20 protein-coding genes are annotated in these 21053 nt (G+C 66.3%); 15 read left to right on the top strand and 5 right to left on the bottom strand.

Features of this window, described 5'->3' with window-relative positions:
* The first annotated feature begins 157 nt into the window (after positions 1-157).
* The 10 genes from CHB74_RS14375 (at position 158) to gyrB (ending at position 10857) form a co-directional block, all read left to right on the top strand.
* Entirely contained in the window at positions 158-667 is a 510-nt protein-coding gene (locus tag CHB74_RS14375; RefSeq protein WP_342746601.1) for a histidine phosphatase family protein, read from the top strand.
* The gene (locus tag CHB74_RS14370) at positions 667-1164 is read left to right on the top strand and encodes a hypothetical protein (RefSeq protein WP_425442288.1); all 498 of its coding nucleotides are present in this window, start codon (positions 667-669) and stop codon (positions 1162-1164) included. Before CHB74_RS14375 ends, CHB74_RS14370 begins: the two co-directional genes overlap by 1 nt.
* A 67-nt stretch (positions 1165-1231) precedes the next feature.
* Positions 1232-2416, top strand: a complete 1185-nt coding sequence (rlmN, locus tag CHB74_RS14365; RefSeq protein WP_089220326.1) for a dual-specificity RNA methyltransferase RlmN — start codon at positions 1232-1234, stop codon at positions 2414-2416.
* A gap of 127 nt (positions 2417-2543) precedes the next feature.
* The gene (lptB, locus tag CHB74_RS14360) at positions 2544-3323 is read left to right on the top strand and encodes an LPS export ABC transporter ATP-binding protein (protein WP_089220325.1); all 780 of its coding nucleotides are present in this window, start codon (positions 2544-2546) and stop codon (positions 3321-3323) included.
* A 45-nt stretch (positions 3324-3368) separates the two neighbouring features.
* Positions 3369-4907, top strand: a complete 1539-nt coding sequence (rpoN, locus tag CHB74_RS14355) for an RNA polymerase factor sigma-54 (protein ID WP_089220324.1) — start codon at positions 3369-3371, stop codon at positions 4905-4907.
* Between the two features lie 53 nt (positions 4908-4960).
* On the top strand, positions 4961-6010 hold the full coding sequence (locus CHB74_RS14350) for a GGDEF domain-containing protein (RefSeq protein ID WP_245842935.1): 1050 nt from the start codon (positions 4961-4963) through the stop codon (positions 6008-6010).
* A gap of 47 nt (positions 6011-6057) precedes the next feature.
* Positions 6058-7134 carry a DNA replication/repair protein RecF gene (recF, locus tag CHB74_RS14345; RefSeq protein WP_089220323.1) on the top strand — a complete coding sequence of 359 codons (1077 nt, stop codon included), beginning with the start codon at positions 6058-6060 and terminating at the stop codon, positions 7132-7134.
* 92 nt (positions 7135-7226) lie between these two features.
* Positions 7227-7742, top strand: coding sequence for an energy transducer TonB (locus tag CHB74_RS14340; RefSeq protein WP_179220847.1), 516 nt, complete (start codon positions 7227-7229; stop codon positions 7740-7742).
* Between the two features lie 12 nt (positions 7743-7754).
* Positions 7755-8306 (top strand): energy transducer TonB, encoded by a 552-nt coding sequence (locus CHB74_RS14335; protein ID WP_089220321.1) that lies wholly within the window; start codon positions 7755-7757, stop codon positions 8304-8306.
* 55 nt (positions 8307-8361) lie between these two features.
* On the top strand, positions 8362-10857 hold the full coding sequence (gene gyrB / locus CHB74_RS14330; protein ID WP_425442287.1) for a DNA topoisomerase (ATP-hydrolyzing) subunit B: 2496 nt from the start codon (positions 8362-8364) through the stop codon (positions 10855-10857).
* A 36-nt stretch (positions 10858-10893) separates the two neighbouring features.
* Here gyrB and CHB74_RS14325 read toward each other — a convergent pair whose 3' ends face one another.
* Positions 10894-11184, bottom strand: coding sequence for a TehB family protein (locus CHB74_RS14325; protein ID WP_089220320.1), 291 nt, complete (start codon positions 11182-11184; stop codon positions 10894-10896).
* Position 11185: 1 nt separating this feature from the next.
* Positions 11186-11569, bottom strand: coding sequence for a group III truncated hemoglobin (locus CHB74_RS14320; RefSeq protein ID WP_089220350.1), 384 nt, complete (start codon positions 11567-11569; stop codon positions 11186-11188).
* A 71-nt stretch (positions 11570-11640) separates the two neighbouring features.
* On the opposite strand from CHB74_RS14320, the gene CHB74_RS14315 reads away from it, so the two are divergent.
* Together CHB74_RS14315 and CHB74_RS14310 are read left to right on the top strand one after the other, a co-directional pair.
* Entirely contained in the window at positions 11641-12138 is a 498-nt protein-coding gene (locus CHB74_RS14315) for a hypothetical protein (protein ID WP_245842934.1), read from the top strand.
* A 150-nt stretch (positions 12139-12288) separates the two neighbouring features.
* Positions 12289-13395, top strand: coding sequence for an SET domain-containing protein (locus tag CHB74_RS14310; protein WP_089220319.1), 1107 nt, complete (start codon positions 12289-12291; stop codon positions 13393-13395).
* A gap of 4 nt (positions 13396-13399) precedes the next feature.
* On the opposite strand, the gene CHB74_RS14305 is transcribed toward CHB74_RS14310, so the two are convergent.
* Entirely contained in the window at positions 13400-15271 is a 1872-nt protein-coding gene (locus tag CHB74_RS14305; RefSeq protein WP_089220318.1) for a sensor histidine kinase, read from the bottom strand.
* Complete coding sequence (locus CHB74_RS14300) at positions 15268-17118, bottom strand: putative bifunctional diguanylate cyclase/phosphodiesterase (protein ID WP_089220348.1); 1851 nt, start codon at positions 17116-17118, stop codon at positions 15268-15270. Before CHB74_RS14300 ends, CHB74_RS14305 begins: the two co-directional genes overlap by 4 nt.
* A gap of 630 nt (positions 17119-17748) precedes the next feature.
* Here CHB74_RS14300 and CHB74_RS14295 point away from each other — a divergent pair.
* The 3 genes from CHB74_RS14295 to CHB74_RS14285 all read left to right on the top strand — a co-directional run bounded on the left by CHB74_RS14295 (position 17749) and on the right by CHB74_RS14285 (position 20497).
* Positions 17749-18843 carry a sensor histidine kinase gene (locus CHB74_RS14295; RefSeq protein WP_089220317.1) on the top strand — a complete coding sequence of 365 codons (1095 nt, stop codon included), beginning with the start codon at positions 17749-17751 and terminating at the stop codon, positions 18841-18843.
* Positions 18840-19640 (top strand): LytR/AlgR family response regulator transcription factor, encoded by an 801-nt coding sequence (locus CHB74_RS14290; RefSeq protein ID WP_089220316.1) that lies wholly within the window; start codon positions 18840-18842, stop codon positions 19638-19640. Before CHB74_RS14295 ends, CHB74_RS14290 begins: the two co-directional genes overlap by 4 nt.
* Positions 19641-19744: 104 nt before the next feature.
* Positions 19745-20497 carry an isocitrate lyase/PEP mutase family protein gene (locus tag CHB74_RS14285; protein ID WP_089220315.1) on the top strand — a complete coding sequence of 251 codons (753 nt, stop codon included), beginning with the start codon at positions 19745-19747 and terminating at the stop codon, positions 20495-20497.
* A gap of 2 nt (positions 20498-20499) precedes the next feature.
* Here the strand turns inward: CHB74_RS14285 and msrB are convergent, their stop codons facing one another.
* Positions 20500-20997 (bottom strand): peptide-methionine (R)-S-oxide reductase MsrB, encoded by a 498-nt coding sequence (gene msrB / locus CHB74_RS14280; protein ID WP_089220314.1) that lies wholly within the window; start codon positions 20995-20997, stop codon positions 20500-20502.
* Positions 20998-21053: the final 56 nt, after the last annotated feature.

Raw genomic sequence — 21053 nt, 5'->3', positions numbered from 1 at the left:
CCCCGGTTTGGCGGTATGACCAGCCCGGTCGTGCCGGCCATCGCCGGTTGCACCTATATCGCGCGCCACGGCGAAACGGTGTTCAACGCCGCCCGCCGGATGCAGGGCGAGGAGTTGCACACGCCGCTCACCCGCATGCGTCGCGCAGGCCGACGCGATGGGCCGGGCGCTGCGCGACCGGCTGGGGGTCGGTCCGGCGCTCGCCCTGTGGGCCTCCGATACCGGCCGTGCGCTGCAGACGCTGGCGATCATCTGCGACCATCTCGAACTCGATTGGCACGCGGCGCGCACCGATCCGCGCCTGCGCGAAATGGGCATGGGCGGTTGGGGCGGCCTTTATTATGATGCCATCAGGGCGGAGGGCGGCCGCCTGATCGATCCGGTGAGCGGGCTGTTCGTGCGGCGGGCGCCGGGCGGGGAATGGTATGATGATGTGGCGGGGCGATTGCGGGGGTGGATCGGCGAACGTGCGGGCGATGTGGGGGATCGACTGGTGATCATGCACGGCCTTTCGGGCCGGGTGCTGCGCGGGCTGCTGACCGGCGCGGCAGTCGATTCGGCCTGTCGCGCGCCGGTGGCGGCGGGGCAGCCGCAGGGATCGATCGCGATGATCGCAGGAGGGCGCGAAACGGTGATTCACGAAGGCGCCGGGCAGGCGCCGGCATGATGCGCCTGATCGTCGGAATCGCGCTGGCGTTGACGTCGACGCTGACGGGCGCGCCGGCCATGGCGCGCGAGCCGCTTGGCCTGTTCGGCGGCTGGGCGGCGTTCAAGGATGCGCGCCCGCTGCGCTGCTACGCCATTTCGGAAGCGATCGACGCGCGGGCCGGGCCGGGCTGGCGCCCGTTCGCCTCGGTGGCCAACTGGCCGGGGCGGGAGGTGCGCGGTCAGGTTCATATCCGGCTGGGCACGGTGAAGCAGAAAGGGGCGCCCGTCACGCTGACGGTGGATGGCCGGCGCTTCACGCTCGTTGCCGGCGGCGCCGATGCCTGGGCGCCCGATGCGCGCGCCGATGCGGCGATCATCGCGGCGATGCGCGGGGCCGAAGGCATGCGCGTCGAAACCCGGCGCGAGGACGGTAAGCGCCACATCGATCACTATAATCTGCGCGGGGCAGCCACCGCGATCGACGCGGCCGCGCTCGCCTGCGCGGGGATCGGCTAGCGACGCGCGGGCCGATCACTGGCAAAATCCGCCGACTTTGACTATGTGGCGCCCCATGAACGCTCCCATGCAGATTCCCGGCGGCATCGATCCGGTGCCCGTGCCGCGCGCCGCCGTGCCGCGCGCCGACGGCCGTGTCGACCTGATCGGCCTGACCCGCGACCAGCTTCGCGCGCTGCTGGCCGATGCCGGGCTGGAACCCAAGCAGGCCAAGCTGCGCGCCAAGCAGCTGTGGCACTGGATCTATAATCGGGGCGCGACCGGGTTCACGGCGATGACCGACATCGCCAAGACGATGCACCCCTGGCTGGAAGAACGCTTCGTCATCGGCCGGCCGGAAGTGGTGACCGCGCAGGTTTCGACCGACGGCACCCGCAAATGGCTGCTCCGGTCCGACGACGGCCAGGATTATGAGATGGTGTTCATCCCCGATGCCGATCGGGGGACGTTGTGCGTGTCGAGCCAGGTCGGCTGCACGCTCAATTGCCGTTTCTGCCACACCGGCACGATGAAGCTGGTGCGCAACCTCACCGCCGGCGAAATCGTCGGCCAGGTGATGCTCGCGCGCGATGCGCTCGGCGAATGGCCGAGCCAGCCGGAAGGCCGCATGCTCACCAACATCGTGATGATGGGCATGGGCGAGCCGCTCTATAATTTCGATAATGTCCGTGATGCGCTGACGCTGGTGATGGACGGCGACGGGCTCGCTTTGTCCAAGCGGCGGATCACGCTCTCCACCTCCGGCGTGGTGCCGATGATGGAGAAGGCCGGCAAGGAGATCGGCGTCAATCTTGCGGTCTCGCTCCACGCGGTGACCAAGGAGATTCGCGACGAGATCGTGCCGATCAACCGCAAATATGGCATCGAAGATCTGCTGTCGGCCTGTGCGGCCTATCCCGGCGCCAACAATGCGCGCCGCATCACGTTCGAATATGTGATGCTGAAGGACAAGAATGACAGCGACGAGGATGCGCGCGAGCTCGTCCGCCTGATCCGCAAATATAAGCTGCCGGCCAAGGTGAACCTGATCCCGTTCAACCCGTGGCCGGGCGTGCCCTATGAATGTTCGACCGACGAACGCATCCAGCGTTTTTCGGACATCATCTTCAAGGCCGGCATTTCCGCGCCGGTCCGCCAGCCGCGCGGACGCGACATCATGGCCGCCTGCGGCCAGCTCAAATCGGCATCCGAAAAGATCAGCCGGGCGGAGCTGGATCGGCGTGCGGAGGAAAAGCAGGCCGCGCTCGGTTGACCATGCGGCGCGGGCCGGATGGTTAACGCCCCTTTCGCGTCGACGCCGGGGGCGTTATCATGCATAAAGCCTGCCAATTCGGCAGGCCTAACGCTTTGCCAACCATTTCCATGCGATCGGACGCTGCATGAACGACACGGCAACCCTCGAACGGCCATCCGCCTTTCCCGAGGCGGAAGGCGTGTCGCGCGGGCTGTCGATCGTCTCGATCGCCAAGGCCTATGACAAGCGGCAGGTGCTGACCGACGTTTCGCTCGAAGTCGCGCGGGGCGAGGTCGTCGGCCTGCTGGGCCCCAACGGCGCGGGCAAGACGACCTGTTTCTATTCGGTGATGGGGCTGGTGAAGCCCGATGCCGGCCGCATCCTGCTCGACGGGCAGGATATCACCCGGCTGCCCATGTATCGCCGCGCGATTCTCGGGCTTGGCTATCTGCCGCAGGAAACCTCGATCTTCCGTGGCCTGACCGTCGAACAGAATATTCTCGCCGTGTTGGAAATGGTCGAGCCGGACAAGGATGTGCGCGCGCAGCGGCTGGAAACGCTGCTCGGCGAATTCCACATCGAACGGCTCCGCACCTCGCCCGCCATGGCGCTGTCGGGTGGCGAACGGCGCCGTGCGGAAATCGCCCGCGCGCTGGCCGCCGATCCGTCGATCATGCTGCTGGACGAGCCGTTCGCGGGCATCGATCCGCTGTCGATCGCCGATATTCGCGATCTCGTGAAGGATCTGAAGCGGCGCGACATCGGCGTGCTGATTACCGATCATAATGTACGCGAAACGCTCGATATCGTCGATCGCGCCTGCATCATCTACGACGGCCGGGTGCTGTTTTCGGGCAGCCCCGAGGCGCTGGTCGCCGATGCCAATGTGCGCCGGCTCTATCTGGGTGAGGGCTTCGCCCTTTGAGATGATGCGTGAGCGAGCGACCCTGCTGATCCGCGAGCGGCGCTGATGGCGCTGGGGCCTCGCCTCGACCTGCGGCAGAGCCAATCGCTCGTCATGACGCCGCAGCTTCAGCAGGCGATCAAGCTGCTGGCTTTGTCGAATCTGGAAATCGAAGCCTTCATCACCGAGGAGCTGGAGAAGAACCCGCTCCTCGAAGCCGGCGCCGGCGAAGGCGAACGCCCCGAAAGCGGCAGTGACGGGCCCGAAGGCGCCGCCGATTTCGCCGAGGATTTCGAAGGCGGTGACGGGCCGGACGAACCCGCCACGGCCGATCGGCTGATGGAAACGGGCGATGCCGGCGCCGATGCCCCGCTCGACGTCGATTATGATGCCGAGGTGTTCCAGCATGACAGCATCGCCGATGCCCCGCGCGGGCTCGATGGCGGGCTGGGCCTCGATCTGGCGGCATCGGGTGGCGGCTATTCAGAGGACGGGCCCGATTTTTCCGGCATGGCCGGCGAACTCTCGCTCCACGATCATCTGCTCGCCCAGGCCGGCAGCTGCCTGTCGGGCGGCGATCTCGCCATTGCCGCGATGATCGTCGATCTGATCGACGAGGCCGGCTATTTCACCGCATCGCTGCTTGAATTGTCGCAACGGCTCGGCGTGCCGCTGTTCCAGGTCGAGCGCGTTCTCGGCGTCGTCCACAGCTTCGATCCCACCGGCGTCGGCGCGCGCACGCTGGCCGAATGCATCGCGCTGCAGGCGCGCGAGGCCGATCGCTACGATCCCGCCATGGCCCGGCTGATCGACAATCTCGATCTGCTCGCCCGGGGCGCGCTGCCCCAGCTGCGTCGCATCTGCGGTGTCGATGAAGAGGATATGGCGGACATGATCCGCGAATTGCGCGGCTATGATCCGAAGCCGGGCCTGCGTTTCGGCGGTACGCGGATCGAGGCGGTGACGCCCGATCTGTTCATCGCCCGCACCCGCGCCGGCTGGGCGATCGAGCTCAATGCGGCGACGCTGCCGCGCGTGCTCGTCAACCGCAATTATTATGTCGAACTCGCCTCGGGCCCGCAGGACAAGGCCGGCAAGGCCTGGCTCGCCGATTGCTTGGCCAGCGCGAACTGGCTGGTCAAGGCGCTCGATCAGCGCCAGCGCACGATCCTGAAGGTCGCCACCGAACTGGTGAAGCAGCAGGAAGCCTTCTTCACACGCGGTGTCGAACATCTCCGCCCGCTCACGCTGAAGGCCGTCGCCGATGCGATCGGCATGCACGAATCGACCGTCAGCCGGGTGACATCGAACAAATATCTGTCGTGCGAGCGCGGGCTGTTCGAGCTCAAATATTTCTTCACCAGCGCCATCCAGGCCGCCGATGGCGGTGATGCGGTGTCGGCCGAAGCGGTGAAAAGCCACATCGCCAAGCTGATTGCGGGCGAGGGCGACGATATCCTGTCCGACGACAAGCTGGTCGAGCTGTTGAAGGCGCGCGGATTCGATATCGCGCGGCGCACCGTCGCCAAATATCGCGAGGCGCTTGGCCTTGGCTCCTCGGTCCAGCGGCGGCGCCAGCGCGCGCTCTCCCAGCACGCCGCCTGATCGCGCGCATTAACAGCCCCGAAACGACCTCTCGGTTAACAGGGGGGCAGGTTATGGGCGCGGCACGCGCCGGGATTCGCCCCGGGGAGGCGACGATCGAGATGGCGGACATGAGTGAAGCGCGTGGATTGTGGGACCGAATCGGCGAACTGCTGTTCGCCAACGAGCTCGAGCCGACCGTATCGAACTTCGATATCTGCCGCCGCTATGTGCTCGGCATCGACGAGGCGCTGGTCGCCAGCGTCGATCAGGCGATCGCGCGGCACGGCGGCCTGACGCGGACGGCGGTGGCGAGCCTCGTCGCGCTCCACAGCCGCGCAATCGCGACCGACGAGATCATCCGCTTCGCCCAGCAGGCCCGCGCCAAGGCGGACGAGGCCGCCACCGTGATCGGTGAGGCGCAGGGCGTTACCCGCCGCTTCGCCGATGCGCTGGAAGCGGGCGCCACCACGCTCGCCACCGGCGCGGGGGCCGAAGTGGTGATCGCCGATCTGCTGGCGGAAACGCGGCTGATGACCGAGCGCGCCTGGACCGCCGAGGATCGGATTCGCAAGGCGTCCGAGGAGATTCACGACCTGCGCACCCGGCTGGCCGAGGCATCGGTGACGGCGAACAGCGATCCGCTGACCGGGCTGCCCAACCGCCGCGCGCTCGAAGCCCGTCTCAGGCTCGCTTATGATGCCGCCAAGGAACAGAGCCGCACCTTTTCGCTGGCGATCTGCGACATCGATCATTTCAAGCGGATCAACGACACCCACGGCCACCCGATCGGCGATCAGGTGATCAAGCTCATCGCTTCCTCGCTGTCCAAGGTCGGTTCCGACAGCCTGTTCGTCGCGCGTTATGGCGGCGAGGAGTTCGTCGTCGTGTTCGACGATGCCGAACCGGAAGAGGCGATGAGCCGGCTCGACATGATTCGCGCCGACGTTGCCGCGCGCCAGGTGACGGTGCGGCGCACCGGCGAAACCGTCGGTCGCGTCACCTTTTCGTCGGGAATCGCCGGCATGCGCGGCCGGCGCGATACGTCGGCCATGCTCAAGGCCGCCGACGAGGCGCTCTATCGCGCCAAGAGCGAGGGCCGCAACCGGATCTGCGTCGCCTGATCGGTCGGCGGGATTCCCGTCCGCCGGTTTAGGCGATACGAGGCGGCATGGCCGTCACCCGCCTCGTGCTCACCGATTTTCGTTCCTATCCGCAGGCCGTGCTCGGCTGCGGGGCGGGGCTTGTCGTGCTCACCGGCGAAAATGGCGCCGGCAAGACCAACATCCTCGAAGCGGTGTCGCTGCTCAGCCCCGGCCGGGGTCTGCGCGGCGCGCCGCTCTCCGAAATGGCGCGCAGCGACGGGCCGGGCGGCTTCGCGGTCGCCGCACGGCTGGACGAAGATGTCGAGATCGGCACCGGCGCGCTCGCCTCGGCGCCCGAACGGCGGCAGGTGCGGATCAACGGCGCGGCGGCATCGGCCAATGCCTTGTCCGAATGGCTGGCGGTGCTGTGGCTCACGCCCGCGATGGATCGGCTCTTCGTCGACAGTGCTGGCGGCCGCCGTCGTTTCCTCGATCGGCTGGTGCTCGCGCTGGAGCCTGCCCATGCCGTCCACGCCACCCGCTATGAAGCGGCGATGCGCGCGCGCAACCGGCTGCTCGGCGAAGTAGGCGGCGGCGATCCCGCCTGGCTCGCCTCGCTGGAGGCCGCGATGGCCGAACATGGCGCCGCGCTCGCCGATGCGCGCGCGCGGACGGTGACAGCGCTGGCCCGGCGGCTGGCCGACCAGCCCGAAGGCATTTTCGCCCGCGCGGGGCTTGCGCTGGAAGGATGGCAGGCGGCGGGCGAGGCGGCGTTCCGCGCGGAACTGGCCGCCGGGCGCGGACGCGACATCGCGGCCGGCCGCACGCTGGCAGGGCCGCATCGCAGCGATCTGGCCGTCACCCATCTCGGCAAGGGCCAGCCCGCCGCGCGCGCTTCGACCGGCGAACAGAAGGCGCTGTTGCTGGGCATCGTCCTCGCCCATGCCGATCTCGTCGCCGATCATATCGGCCGCCGCCCGATCCTGCTGCTCGACGAGGTGGCCGCGCATCTCGATCCGCTGCGTCGCGCCGCGCTGTTCGATCGGCTGGCGGCGGCGGGCGGGCAGGTGTGGATGACGGGGACCGAGCCCGCCTTGTTCGCGTCCGCGCCGGCGGGCACGCAGCGTTTCACCATCAGCCACGGCGCGATCCTCGACGGCTGATCGCGCTTTGCGCCTGGCCGCCAAGCCTCTTTCCGATTCCGATCATGCGGCTACACTGTTCGCGATCAAGACGAATGGGGAAGGGGATGGGAATGCTGCGTCGGCTGTGCCTGGGGATATTGGGTGTCGCGATGGCCGGCCCTGCGCTGGCGGCGGACCCGGCCAATCTCTATCCCGCCGTCGTCATCGACAAGGCGACATTGAGCTACACCGATGATGGCCGGGGCGGCATTGCCCGCTGCCGGGCGATCGTCAGCACCGAATCCGAACGGCGCGACTGGCGCGCCTGCGACGAACTGCGCAATCGCGGCATCCCGCGCGACGTCATTCCGGCCCGGCCGGTCGCAGGGCCGGCGCTCGTCACCCCGGCCGACTATCCCGAACTGGCGGTGAAGCGCGGCGAATCCGGCACAGCCGAAGCGATCGTCGAGGTCGACGAAACCGGCAAGCCCAGTGCCTGCTGGATTTCCTATTCCAGCGGCTCGCCCCGGCTCGATCAGCAGAGCTGCCAGCTGCTCCTCACCCGCGCCCGCTATTCACCGGCCACCTACAAGGGCCAGCCCGTCCGCGCGATCGGCGTGCGCGACGTCGTGTGGCCCAAGCGCTGAGAGAGGGACGTGATGGCGATCTCGTTCATGCTGGCCATGTTGGCCGGCGCTAATGGAACGAGCCCGCTGCCAACGGATTCGGCGGTGGTGGGGGATGCCTATCCCGCCGCCGTCGTCGGCGGGGCGACGCTGGCTTACCGGACGGGCGCTCAAGGCGGCATCGACGAATGCCGCGCAATCATAAGTGGCGGATCGGACGCAGGGGATCGGGCGGCTTGCGAAGCCCTGATGGAGCAGGGGGTGCCCAAGGGGGTCGAGCCGGCGGTCGCGATCGGCAACAGGGCCCTGTGGGTTACGACCAAGGACTATCCCCCGAAGTTGATGTCCAAGGGGGCAGAGGGCGTCACCCAAATGGTCTACGAGATCGACGATCAGGGGGCGATCGCCGGCTGTGTCGTCGTCGCTTCCAGTGGTTGGGAGCTGCTGGATTCGGTGGCCTGTGGGGCATTGGCGAAGCGTGGTCGCTACAAGCCGGCGCGCTTCAACGGGCAGGCGGTTTCGTCGATCGGCTTCCTGCGTGTGAATTGGCCCTCGCCTTTGAAGCGGCCGACCAGTCCTCGTTAATCCGCGGACCAGCCCGGCGCCCATTTCGCTTTAGTTTGGCGCGCCGATTTCCTATATGCTCGGCATGGCTACCGATCCCGAGAACACCCCTTCCCAGAACAGCTATGGCGCCGAGGCGATCAAGGTCCTGAAGGGCCTCGATGCGGTGCGCAAGCGGCCCGGCATGTATATCGGCGACACCGATGACGGTTCGGGCCTGCACCACATGGTGTTCGAGGTGTCGGACAACGCCATCGACGAGGCGCTGGCCGGCCATTGCGACAAGATCCTGATCACGCTGAACCCCGACGGCTCGGTCTCGGTCGAGGATAATGGCCGCGGCATCCCGACCGGTATCCACCCGGAAGAAGGCGTGTCGGCGGCCGAGGTCATCATGACCCAGCTGCACGCTGGCGGTAAGTTCGACAACACGTCGGATTCCAACGCCTACAAGGTTTCGGGCGGTCTCCACGGCGTCGGCGTGTCGGTGGTCAACGCGCTGTCCGATTTCCTCGATCTCACGATCTGGCGGGACGGCGAGGAGCATTATATGCGCTTCGAACGCGGCGATGCCGTCGCGCCGCTGAAGGTGGTCGGCCCCGCCGATGGCAAGAAAGGCACGCGCGTCACCTTTCTGCCGTCGACCGATACATTCAAGAACGTCACCGAGTTCGATTTCGACAAGCTCGAGCACCGCTATCGCGAGCTCGCTTTCCTCAATTCGGGCGTGCGCCTGTTCCTGATCGACGGCCGCCATGCCGAAAAGAAGGAGATCGAACTGTTCTACGAAGGGGGCATCGCCGCCTTCGTGAAGTGGCTCGATCGCGCCAAGACGCCGCTGATGCCCGATCCGATCGCGATTTCCGGCCAGCGCGACGATGTCGGCATCGATGTCGCGCTCGAATGGAATGACAGCTATTACGAGCAGGTTCTCTGCTTCACCAACAACATCCCGCAGCGCGACGGCGGCACCCATCTGGCCGCCTTCCGCGCGGCGCTTACCCGCACGCTGAACAATTATGCCGAAAAGTCCGGCATGCTGAAGAAAGAGAAGGTCACGCTCACCGGCGACGACATGCGCGAGGGTTTGACCGCGATCGTCTCGGTCAAGCTGCCGGATCCGAAATTCTCGTCCCAGACCAAGGACAAGTTGGTTTCGTCCGAGGTGCGCCAGCCGCTTGAGGCGCTGATGGCGGACAAGCTCGCTGAATATCTTGATGAAAATCCGGCGCAGTCACGCGCGATCATCCAGAAGGTGATCGATGCCGCCGCCGCGCGCGAAGCTGCCCGCAAGGCGCGCGAACTCACCCGGCGCAAGGGGGTGATGGACATCGCCTCGCTGCCCGGCAAGCTCGCCGACTGCCAGGAGCGCGATCCCGCCAAGTCCGAACTGTTCCTGGTCGAAGGCGACTCGGCCGGCGGCTCGGCCAAGCAGGGCCGCGATCGCCATTATCAGGCGATCCTGCCGCTGAAGGGCAAGATCCTGAACGTCGAGCGCGCGCGGTTCGATCGCATGCTCTCGTCCAAGGAAATCGGCACGCTGATCCAGGCGCTCGGCACCGGCATCGGCCGCGACGATTTCAATATCGAGAAGCTGCGCTACCACAAGATCGTCATCATGACGGACGCCGACGTGGACGGCGCGCATATCCGCACGCTGCTGCTCACCTTCTTCTACCGGCAGATGCCCGAAATCATCGAGAAGGGGCATCTCTTCATCGCCCAGCCGCCGCTCTACAAGGTCGCGAAGGGGCGTTCGGAAGTCTATCTGAAGGACAATGCGGCGCTCGACCAATATCTCGTCGATGCGGGCGTTGGCACGATGGTCCTCGAAACCGCCGGCGGCGCGCGTTCGGGCGATGATCTGCGCGGCTTGCTCGATCATGCGCGGCGCATGCGCACCCTGATGGGCTATGTGCCGCGTCGCTACGATCCCGCGATCGTCGAGGCGCTGGCGCTTACCGGCGCGCTCGATCCCGCCGGTTCGGCCGAGGCGCATGAGGCGGCGGCGCAGCGCGTTGCCAGCTGGCTGGGCCGCGGCGATCCGGAAGCGAGCTGGACGGGCACCGCCACCTCCGACGGCGGCTATCATCTCGTCCGCCTGTGGCGCGGGGTCAGCGATCATCACATCGTCGACGGCGCCTTCGTCACCTCGCAGGAAGCCCGTAAGCTCCATGCGCTCGCCTCCGAACAGGCCGAAGCCTATGCCACCACCGCGCGCATCGTCGCGGCCAAGGTGGCGGAAAAGGCAGCGGATGGCGACGATGCCGACGAACCCGTCGCCGATATGCGCGGCAAGCCGGTAACGCGTCCGTCCGAACTGCTCGACGCGATCTTCGCCGCCGGCCGCAAGGGCCTGTCGATCAGCCGCTACAAGGGGCTGGGCGAAATGAACGCCGAACAGCTGTGGGAAACCACGCTCGATCCCACGGTGCGCTCGATGCTGCAGGTGGAAGTTTCGCAGGCCGACGTCGCGGACGAAATCTTCACCCGCCTGATGGGTGATATCGTCGAACCGCGCCGTGAATTCATTCAGGAAAACGCGCTCTCGGTCGCCAATCTCGACGTGTAAGGCGGGCGCGGGCCAGCGGGCCCGCCTCGTCCCGGGTCAGCCGCCGGCGAGCGCTGCCTCGTCCGGCTGCTGGTCGTAGAAATCGACCCGCATCTTCAGCGGCCCCATCGGTTCCACCTGATGGGGTTGTTCGGGCAGGATCAGGCCCGGTGCGCGCGGGTCGAGAATGCGTTCGGACGGCGGATCGAGATAGGTCAGCCGCAATTCGCCTTCGAGCACGCGGATCACGCCCCACACGCCGGCCTTGGTGCTGTGCCGGGCGCGCAGCGCGGCGGGCAGCGACGTTTCGTCGAACAGCGGCGTCGACCGATAGGGCTGGATCGTCATGTCAGGCGGCCTCCGCCCGGGCCGGCGGCAGCCGGAAGAACAATGCCAGCTTCAGGCTTTCGGCGATGCGGTTGGCCTTGTCCTGCAACGCGGCGGCGGCATCGGGCGCCATCATCTCGGCGGTCGTCTGCCGCCAGATCGCCAGCCAGCGATCGAACAATTCGGGCGTGATGCGGTCGTGATGGCGGCGATGGGCGGCGACGGGATTGCCCTTATATCGGCCGCTGGTCAGCACCACCGACGACCAGAAGGCGGTGAGCGTCTCAAGATGCTCGGGCCAGTCATCGATGGCCTGGTTGAAGATCGGGCCGAGCTCATCATCGGCGCGAATGCGGGCGTAGAATTGATCGACCAGCCGGCCGAGCGCCGCGTCGTCGATCGTCATCAGTCTGTCCACGTCTGGCCTCCCTTCTGGGTGCGTCGCCAATGTAGGGCATCGGCGTTAAACATGCAAATGTGCAGCATGTTTTATCGGCCCGCCATATCGGCCTTGCGCGCCGGCGGTGGCTGGCCGATGGATCGGGCATGTTCACCCGGATCGACCTTTGGGTCGGCAAGACGCTGTTCGTGCCGCCGATCATCAAATTCTGCCAGATCACCCGGCAGAGCCAGCATGCGGTGTCGCGCCTGTTCTGGTTCGCGGCGATGCTGAGCGGCCTCTATTGGGCCACCAGCGCGGTCGACTATCTGATCTTCGGCCTTGGCAGCTTCGCGATGATGTTCACCGCCTCGCTGCGCGCCGATCACCCGACGCGCAGCGCGCTCTGGTTCCGCATGTTCGCTTTGGTCAGCCTCGTCCTCCGCATCGCGATGATCTTCGGTGGCGAGGCCTATGACGGGATCGAGTTCTGGTTCTTCGTGCTCATCGCCGAATATGCGTCGACGATTCGCACGATCCCGCCGCGCGAGACCGAGCAGGCATCCCGGCAAGCGGCCGGCTACGAACCCCGCTGATCCGCAGGCTTCCGCCGAAAAATCGCCTTCGCGCCACATGCTTGGGCTTGCGCGGGGGATTCGCATGAGCGTAGCTTGGCCCAGACCCGGCGGGGGCCGGGCAGGAGAGAGGGGCGGACGATTGGCTCCGGCCGATTGCCCGGTGGGTCGATGGGCACAGAATATTGGTGGTATGCGGCAATCGGCTGCAACATCGCCGCCTACATCTTCTACTATCTGGGCATCCGGCGGCAGCTGGTGCGGCCCAATCGGTCATCCTGGCTGATCTGGAGCGCCGCGACCGCGATCGAGGCGATGACCTATCAGGCGGTCAACCACGGCGCCGCGCAGAACATCATCTTCACGATTTCGGCGCTCGCCTGCATCGTCGTCACGCTTGCCGTGTGGCGGCAATCCGACTGGCAACCGCCCACCCGCACCGAAAGCCTGTGCATGGGCCTCAGCCTGGCGGCGCTGGTGATCTGGGGCGTTTTCCAGTCGGCCTTCTGGGCGCATATGCTGGTCGTCGCGGCGATCCCGATCAGCTTCATCCCCACCTGGATCAGCGCGATCCGCGACCGCGATCATGAACGATCGCCCGCCTGGGGCCTGTGGACGATCGGCGATCTCGCGACGCTATTCGTCATCATCGCGGGCCTGCAGGATGAGCGCGCGGAGATTCCCTATATCTTCGTCGAACTGGTCTGCCATGCCAGCATGTGGTTCATCGTCGGGCTGGCGACGATTAACCCGTGGCGCTCCTTCGGCTTCGCGCGCGGCAATTTCCTGGTGCGCGAGGTGGATCGCGCCCAGCCCCTGATCTTCGCGATCGGGGAAAATCATCTCGGCAAGGCGGTGTTCGCTGGCATCCCCTTCGCGGCGGGCGATCGCATCGTCGAATTCCGGGGGCCGCGCATCCACAAGTCGCAATTGCCGATGCTGGTCGAAGGGCAGGCCGATCGCTTCGTCCAGATCGATGCGGACCATTATATGGGCCCGTCGGGCGGCGTGGACGATCTGATCAACCATAGCTGCGATCCCAATGCGGGCCTGCGCTTTTGCGAACATGGCATCTTCCTCCACGCGATCCGCGATATCGCGCCGGGCGAGGAGATCGCGTGGGATTATTCGACCACGCTCTATGAAAGCCGCTGGCAGATGGCCTGCCGCTGCCGCACCCATGCCTGCCGGGGCACGATCGGCGATTTCGCCGAGCTGGCGGAGGATGTTCGCGAATATTATCGCGGGCTCGGGCTGGTCGCGCCCTATCTGCAATGACGCGTCAGGCGGCTTCGGCCGCCTCGCGCATGGCCGGCGGCGCATCCGCCGCGCGCAGCGTGATGGTGGCGGTCGCGCCCTGATCCACGCCGGGGCTGACCAACGTCAACGTGCCCTGCATCGCGTTGATCGAATTGGCGCACCAATGCAGCCCCAGCCCGCCCGATTTCTGCTTCCGGCTGGAAAAGCCACGGCGGAACAGCTGCTGGCCGCGGCTGTGGTCGAACCCTTCGCCATCGTCGCTGATGCGGATTTCGACGACATCGCCGTCGGGCCGGGCGAAGCGATCGACCGCGACACTGATATGGCCGGGATCGCGGCCCGCGCTGGCGATCGCTTCGATCGCATTGGCGAAGAGATTGCCGATCACCTGGCTCAGCAACAGCCGGTTGGCATCGGCGAACTGGGTTTCGGCGGGGCAGGTGAAATCGATCGCGCCCGACCCGGCATAGCGGGCCAGCGCCGCATTCTGCTCGATCACCGCCAGCACATCGCAGGGGCCGGTGTCGATCCGCTCATGCGCGATCGTCTGCTGGTGGCCGATGATTTCCAGCACATTGTTCAGGCAATCACGTGCGCTGACCATGTCGTCGCGACGCTTGTCGGTCTGTTCGCGGTGCAGTTCGAGCGCGGCGAGCAGGAAGGCGGCGAGCTTCTGGCGACGGGCGGCCGGTATGTCGTCCTGCGCCAGTTCGGCGAGCGCGCGGGCCACGTCCTTGGGCGCGATCACCGGCTGGGTGGCAAGCCCCTGCGACACGATCACGCTGATCGGGTTCAGGCCGTTGCGCACATTGTGCATCACGCCGATCGCACTTTCGCTCTGGCCGAGCTTGAACGACTGGATTTCCACCTGTTCGCGCAGATCCTTGAGCTGGGCGAGCATGGCGTTGAAGCTGCGCACGAGCGATCCGATCTCGTCGCCGCGCTCGGGATTGCCGAGCGGGCGGAGGTGCCCCGATGCCGACACGTCCTGCATATGATGCTCGACCTTGGCGAGCGGGCTGATGACGAGCCGCGTGATCGTCTGGCGCAGCACGAACAGGACGAGGATCAGCAGGCTCGCGGTGCCGAGCACGATCAGCATCAGCATACGGTTGCCGAGCAGCGTGAAATCGCGCTGCACGACGAAATTGGCGTTGGCGATATGGATGCGGTTCAGCCCGTCGATGTCGACGGCGATGTCCAGCGTGCGCGGGCGTTCGCGCACCGCGGTTTCCTGGTGCGCGCGGCCCAGGCCGAATCGCGCGTCGAGCTGGATCAGGTGGCTCAGCTGGTCCGACGTGATCTGCCGCGCCATGACGACGAAACCGGGGCTGGTGCCGGTGCCGTCGCTCATCAGCACCTTGGCGATGCCGACGGCGACGATGCGATCGCCCAGCCGCGCGTAGAAATGGGCGGATTCGCGCTCGGCGGCCAGATCGCGCACTGCGCGGGACGTGATCAGCGCGTTGAACGGCGATATGCGCGCGGCATCGTCGGCCTGCGCGGCAAGGTCCACATAGCGGGTCTGGTGGATATGGCCGTCATTGCCGACATAGGCCATGCCGTTGATGTCGAGATTGGTGAAGGCCAGCACCGAGAACACGGTTTCGACGAAGCGGGCATCGCCTTGCCCGTTCATATATTTATAGCTGTCGTCCCAGACGCCATAATCCTTGACCGCGATTTCCACCTTGGACGCATATTCGTCCAGCGCGGCACGGGTGCGCTCGATATGCCCCTGAACGGCGGTGGCTTCCAGGCGGTTGAAGCTGGGCGTGATGACCGCGATCAGCAGCGCCAGCACACCGGCGAAGCCGACGATGCCGACGATCGTCAGGATCGCGGTCAGCTTGATGCCGAGCGAGGCCCGGCGCGCGAGGTTGAAGAAGGTCATGGCCGTACGATCCCCCCGGCCGATCGCGCGGCGGCGTCGGCCGGCAGCGCCTGCCCGGCAAGATCGGCGGTCGCGTCGGCATCGATCGGACGGCCGAAATAATAGCCCTGGAGATGCGAACATCCGGCGAGCCGGAGCGCCTGATTCTGGGTTTCGGTCTCGACGCCCTCGGCCACCACGCCCAGCCCCAGCGATCGCGCCAGATGCGTCACCGAATTGACGATCGCGGCCGATTCGACCTCGCGGCCAAGGCCGTCGATGAACGACTTGTCGATCTTCAGGCAATCCAGCGCGAAGTTGCGGATGTTGAACAGGCTCGAATAGCCGGTGCCGAAATCGTCCAGCGCGACACGGAAGCCGAGCGCGCGAAGCTGCTGCAAGGTTTCGGCGGCGCGCAGATCGTCGTCGAAGATCGCGGTTTCGGTGATCTCGATCTGCACGCGATGCGGCGGCAGCCCCGATGCGGCGACGCGGGCCGCAAGCGTTTCCACGAAATCCTGCCGGCGGAACTGGCGCGGCGAAAAGTTGATCGACACATATTGGTGCGGCCAGCGCAGGCATTCGCTCAGCGCCTCGGCCGTCACCCAATCGCCCAGCTCGTGGATCAGGTTGCTTTCCTCCGCGATCGGGATGAACACCGAAGGCGAAATCGGGCCATGTTCGGCGCTCGTCCAGCGCAGCAGCGCCTCGAAGCCGACGATGTCGAGCCGCTCGCGCGCCACGATCGGCTGATAGACGACCTCAAGCTCGCGGCGCGCGATCGCCTCGCGCAGACCCGCTTCGATCGTCTGCCGAAAGCGGACGCTTTCATCCATGCTCTCGTCGAACAGCCGCACCTGGCTGCGCCCGGCGCGCTTGGCATCGTAGAGCGCCATGTCCGCTAGCCGCATATGATCGATCTTGTCGGTCTCGCCCGCCGGATTGGCGACGACGAGGCCCATGGACGCGCTGACCTGCACGGCATGGCCGAGGATCATATAGGTGGTCGAACAGCTCGCCACGATCCGCTCGCACCGGGCCAGCGCGTCCATCTTGTCGCCGGTTTCGAACAGGATGCCGAATTCGTCGCCGCCCAGCCGGGCGACGATGCCGTCGCCCATTTCGGCGGCAAGGCGCTGACACACTTCGCGAATCAGCTCGTCGCCGGCGGCGTGGCCCAGCGTGTCGTTGACATTCTTGAAGCGGTCGAGATCGAGCATGCCCACCGCGAAGGCCGGGCGCTGGCCCTGCATCCGTTCGGAAAGTTCGCGCAGGAAGGCCAGGCGATTGGGCGCGCCGGTCAGTGAATCATGGCTCGCCATGTGCACGGCGCGCGCCTCGTTGGCGGCCAGCGCCAGCGTCTTTTCCTCCAGCTGGACGATCTTGTCGGCCAGTTCCGTCCGCGTCCGGGCGAGATCGGCGTCGACCTGCCAGCGCTGGCACAAGGCGCGCGCGGTCTGCTGGACCTCGTTCACTTCGAACGGCTTGGTGATGTAGAAGATCTTGTCGGCCGGCCCCGCCGCCCGCGCGATGTCGATCGGGCTGTAATCCGAATAGCCGGTCACGATCACCAGATTGATTTCGGGGTCGAGCGCGCGGATCCGCCGGGCGGTTTCCTTGCCGTCGATGCCGGGCGGCATGCGAATGTCGATGAAAGCGACGCGGAAGGGATCGCCGTCGCGCAGCGCTTCCTGCACCATCGCCACTGCGTCGCGCCCCTGCGTCGCATGGGTCAGGCAGAAATCGTCATCGGCCGCATCGGCCGGCGATGGGCGATCGGCAAATAATTCCGATGCCATCGCCGCCAGCGCGTTGCTTGCCGGCGCGGGCTGCGATCCAACCAGCGTGCGCCGGTAGGAATCGTGCATGGCCGGTTCGTCGTCTACGATCAGGATGCGCACAACCACCCCACAATCTGGTCGATTCACGGGGTAGTGAAAGAAGGCTAATATTTGGTTTCCACGCGCCTGAAACTTGGCCCGCCGCCCGCTGCAAGGGTCGCGTATGTGCAGCGGGCGGCGGGTTGGCGGGCGCTGGGCCCGCCGCTTCCCGTCGCTGTGGCGGACGACGGAAAAGGGGTAAGCAAGGCTACGCGTACTGGCGTTACCGCTGGCGCGGCGGCGCAAACAATCGGCTCCAGTCCATATCCCGATCGGGCGTCTGGCGTGCCACCGGATCACCGCTGGCCCGATCGCCGAACATGCCGGCGAACGGCGCCGGCTTTCGCCGGGTGGGCCGTTTGGCCGGAGCGTTGGGGTCGGGCTTCGTGGACACCGGACAAGCCTTCCTGGGAACGCACTGGAATGATTGCGGGATAGGGGAGCCGCCGCCTTCCGTCCGCGCGGGTTCGACCAGCATGCGGGCCACGGCGACGGATCAGGGGCCGCGTCGACGAAACCGCCAACGCCCGCGACGAAAGCGCGCGGCGGCGGCTTGCCTGTCGAAGCAATGAGCGTGGGAGATTCCCCCCGGCGCGAAATGCCTCTATGCAAAGCCGCATGGCCCTATTCAGCCTCGGATCGAAGCCCTTTTTCGACGACAAGAACCGCGCCTTCTGGATGCTCCAGTCGGCCGGCTGGGCGGGATATCTCATCCTGCGCTCGCTGGGCGGCCTCGCCAATGGCATGGGCCTGCTGTTCCTCGTCCCCACCGCGCTCAACACCGCGACCGGCTATTCACTCACCTTGTTGATGGCGTCGATTTTCCGGCGCCTGATCAACCAGAAGCCGATCATCACCTGGGGCTGTTCGATCATCGTCGTGCTGATCGCGTCCGCCGCCTTCTCGACGATCGAGGTGTGGGCGCACGCCACCTTCTATCGCCCGGGCGAGATGCCGACGGGGGTCCAGTTCCTCGGCGCGATCCTGCTCGATTTCGCGCTGCTCGCCGCGTGGTCGGCGCTTTATTACGGTATCAACTTCTATCTTCTGCTCGAACAGCAGGCGGATCAGCTCCAGCGGCTCGAAACGCAGGCGGCGTCGGCGCAGCTGGCGATGCTGCGTTACCAGCTCAACCCGCATTTCCTGTTCAACACGCTCAATTCGATCTCGACGCTGGTGCTGCTCAAGCAGACGGAGCGGGCCAATGCGATGTTGTCGCGCCTCTCCTCCTTTTTGCGCTATACGCTGGTCAACGAACCCACCGGTCAGGTTACCTTGGCGCAGGAGGTTGAGACGCTGAAGCTCTATCTCGAGATCGAGAAGATGCGGTTCGAGGATCGGCTGCGGCCGCACTTCGATATCGATCCGGCGGCGTCGCGCGCGCGTCTGCCGTCGCTGCTGCTCCAGCCGCTTGTCGAAAATTCGATCAAATATGCCGTCACGCCCAAGGAGGAAGGGGCAGAAATCGCGGTTGAAGCGCGACTTGCCGGTGATCGGGTGCAGATCACCGTGTCCGACACCGGGCCCGGCTTGCACGACACGGTGAACCGCCCCACATATTCGACGGGTGTCGGCCTGACGAATATCCGCGAAAGGCTGGCGCAAGCCTATGGCGCCGACCACCGTTTCGAGATCCAGGGGGAACGGGGGGCCGGGTTCGGCGTCATGATCGAAATACCGTTTACGACGGAAGAGCCCAAGGAAGCCGCATGACCATTCGCACCATCCTCGTTGATGACGAGCCGCTTGCCATCCAGGGCCTGCAGCTCCGGCTGGAACCGCATGAGGATGTCGAAATCATCGAAACCTGCAACAATGGCAGGGAGGCGATTCGCGCCATCAAGACGCACAAGCCCGATCTCGTCTTTCTCGACATCCAGATGCCTGGCTTTGACGGATTCTCCGTGGTCCAGGGGCTGATGGAGGTCGAGCCGCCGCTGTTCGTCTTCGTCACCGCTTATTCGGATCATGCGCTGCGCGCCTTCGAGGCCGATGCGGTCGATTATCTGATGAAGCCGGTCGAGACCGAACGGCTCGCCGACACGCTCGATCGCGTCCGCCAGCGCCTCGCCGAAAAGCGCAGCATCGAGGAAGCCGGCCGGCTGAAGGAAGCGCTGGCCGAACATGCGCCCGAAGCCGCCGAGGCCCTGCCCGACGCGCCCGATGCGCCGTCCGCCAACCGTTTCGAAAAGCTGATCAACATCAAGGATCGCGGCCAGATCTTCCGCGTCGATGTCGATACGATCGAACGGATCGACGCGGCTGGCGACTATATGTGCATCTATACCGGCGATAACACGCTGATCCTGCGCGAAACGATGAAGGATCTGGAAAAGCGCCTCGATCCGCGCCGGTTCCAGCGCGTCCACCGCTCGACGATCGTCAATCTCGATCTCGTCAAGCAGGTGAAGCCGCACACCAATGGCGAATGCTTCCTCGTGCTCGATTCGGGCGCGCAGGTGAAGGTCAGTCGTTCCTACCGCGACGTGGTGGCCCGCTTCGTCCACTGACGGCGCGGTTTTCATCGCAAGCGGCGGGATGACGGGCGGGCGCTTCGCCGGCAGGGGATGCGGCCGAAAGGGGTGCGGATTGTCCGGCCCACAAGGAGCGCCCGATGCCCAGCTATGCCGAAAAGGCCCGCCTGTTCGCCGATCTTCATGTGCGTGGGCGCCCGCTCGTGCTGTTCAACGTCTGGGATGCGGGTAGCGCCCACGCCGTCGCCGAAGCCGGGGCGCCGGCGCTGGCGACGGGCAGCTGGTCGGTAGCGGAGGCGCAGGGTTTCCGCGATGGCGAGGCGATGCCGCTCGATCTGGTGCTCGCCAATTTCGCCCGCATCGCCGCCGCGGTCGATCTGCCCGTCAGCCTCGATTTCGAACGTGGCTATGGCGCATCGCCGGGCGAGATCGCCGAATCGGCGGCGCGCGCCGTCGATGCGGGGGCCATCGGCTTCAACATCGAAGACGGGCTGGCCGGCGGCGGGCTTGCCCCGGTCGAGGATCAGGTCGCCCGCATCGCGGCGGTGCGCCGCGCGGCGCCCGATGCCTTCGTCAACGCCCGCGCCGATATCTTCCTGCAGGCACCGGCGGCGGACCATGATGCCGCCAAGCTCGATATCGCGATCGCGCGGGCCCGCGCTTATGCCGATGCCGGCGCCGCCGGCTTCTTCGTCCCCGGCCTGATCGACGAGGCCCTGATCGCGCGGATGTGCGAAGCGACCGCGCTTCCCGTCAACATCATGATGATGCCCGGCGCGCCGCCAATCGCGCGGCAGGCCGAACTCGGCGTCGCGCGGATCAGCCACGGCCCCGGCCCCTGGCGGCTGGCGATGAAGGCGGTGGGCGATGCCGCCCGCGCGCTCTACGGCTGATCTCAGGCCGTCGCGGCGACGAAGCTGAGCGCCAGCCCGTTCATGCAATAACGCTTGCCGGTCGGCGGCGGGCCATCGTTGAAAACATGGCCCAGATGCCCGCCGCAGCGCCGGCAATGCACTTCGGTGCGGGCATAGCCGAGCTTGCGGTCGGTGGCGGTGCCGACCGCGCTGGGCAGCGGTTTCCAGAAGCTCGGCCAGCCGGTGCCGCTGTCAAATTTGGTGCGCGACGAAAACAGCGGCAGCCCGCAGCCCCGGCAGGTGAAGGTGCCCGCGCGCTTTTCCTTCAACAGCGCGCTCGATCCCGGCGCCTCGGTCGCTTCCTGGCGCAGCACCGCATAGGCTTGGGGGCCGAGCTTCTTGCGCCACGCGGCGTCGCTCAGCACATAATCGAACCGGCCGGTGGCGGTGCCCGCCGGCGCGCGATTGGCGATGCCCACCATGGCGATCACCAGCATCGTGCCACCCGCGCCCATAAACTGCCGCCTGTCGACCGCCATGGTCCTCTCCCAGCAAAACCGTATCGCAGATACGCGAAAGTGGCGTGCCGGGTTTC

It is taken from the genome of Edaphosphingomonas laterariae (assembly GCF_900188165.1).
Lineage (GTDB): Bacteria > Pseudomonadota > Alphaproteobacteria > Sphingomonadales > Sphingomonadaceae > Sphingomonas_E > Sphingomonas_E laterariae.
Note: the sequence above shows the minus strand (reverse complement) of the source record. Positions and strands in the feature narration are given on the sequence as shown.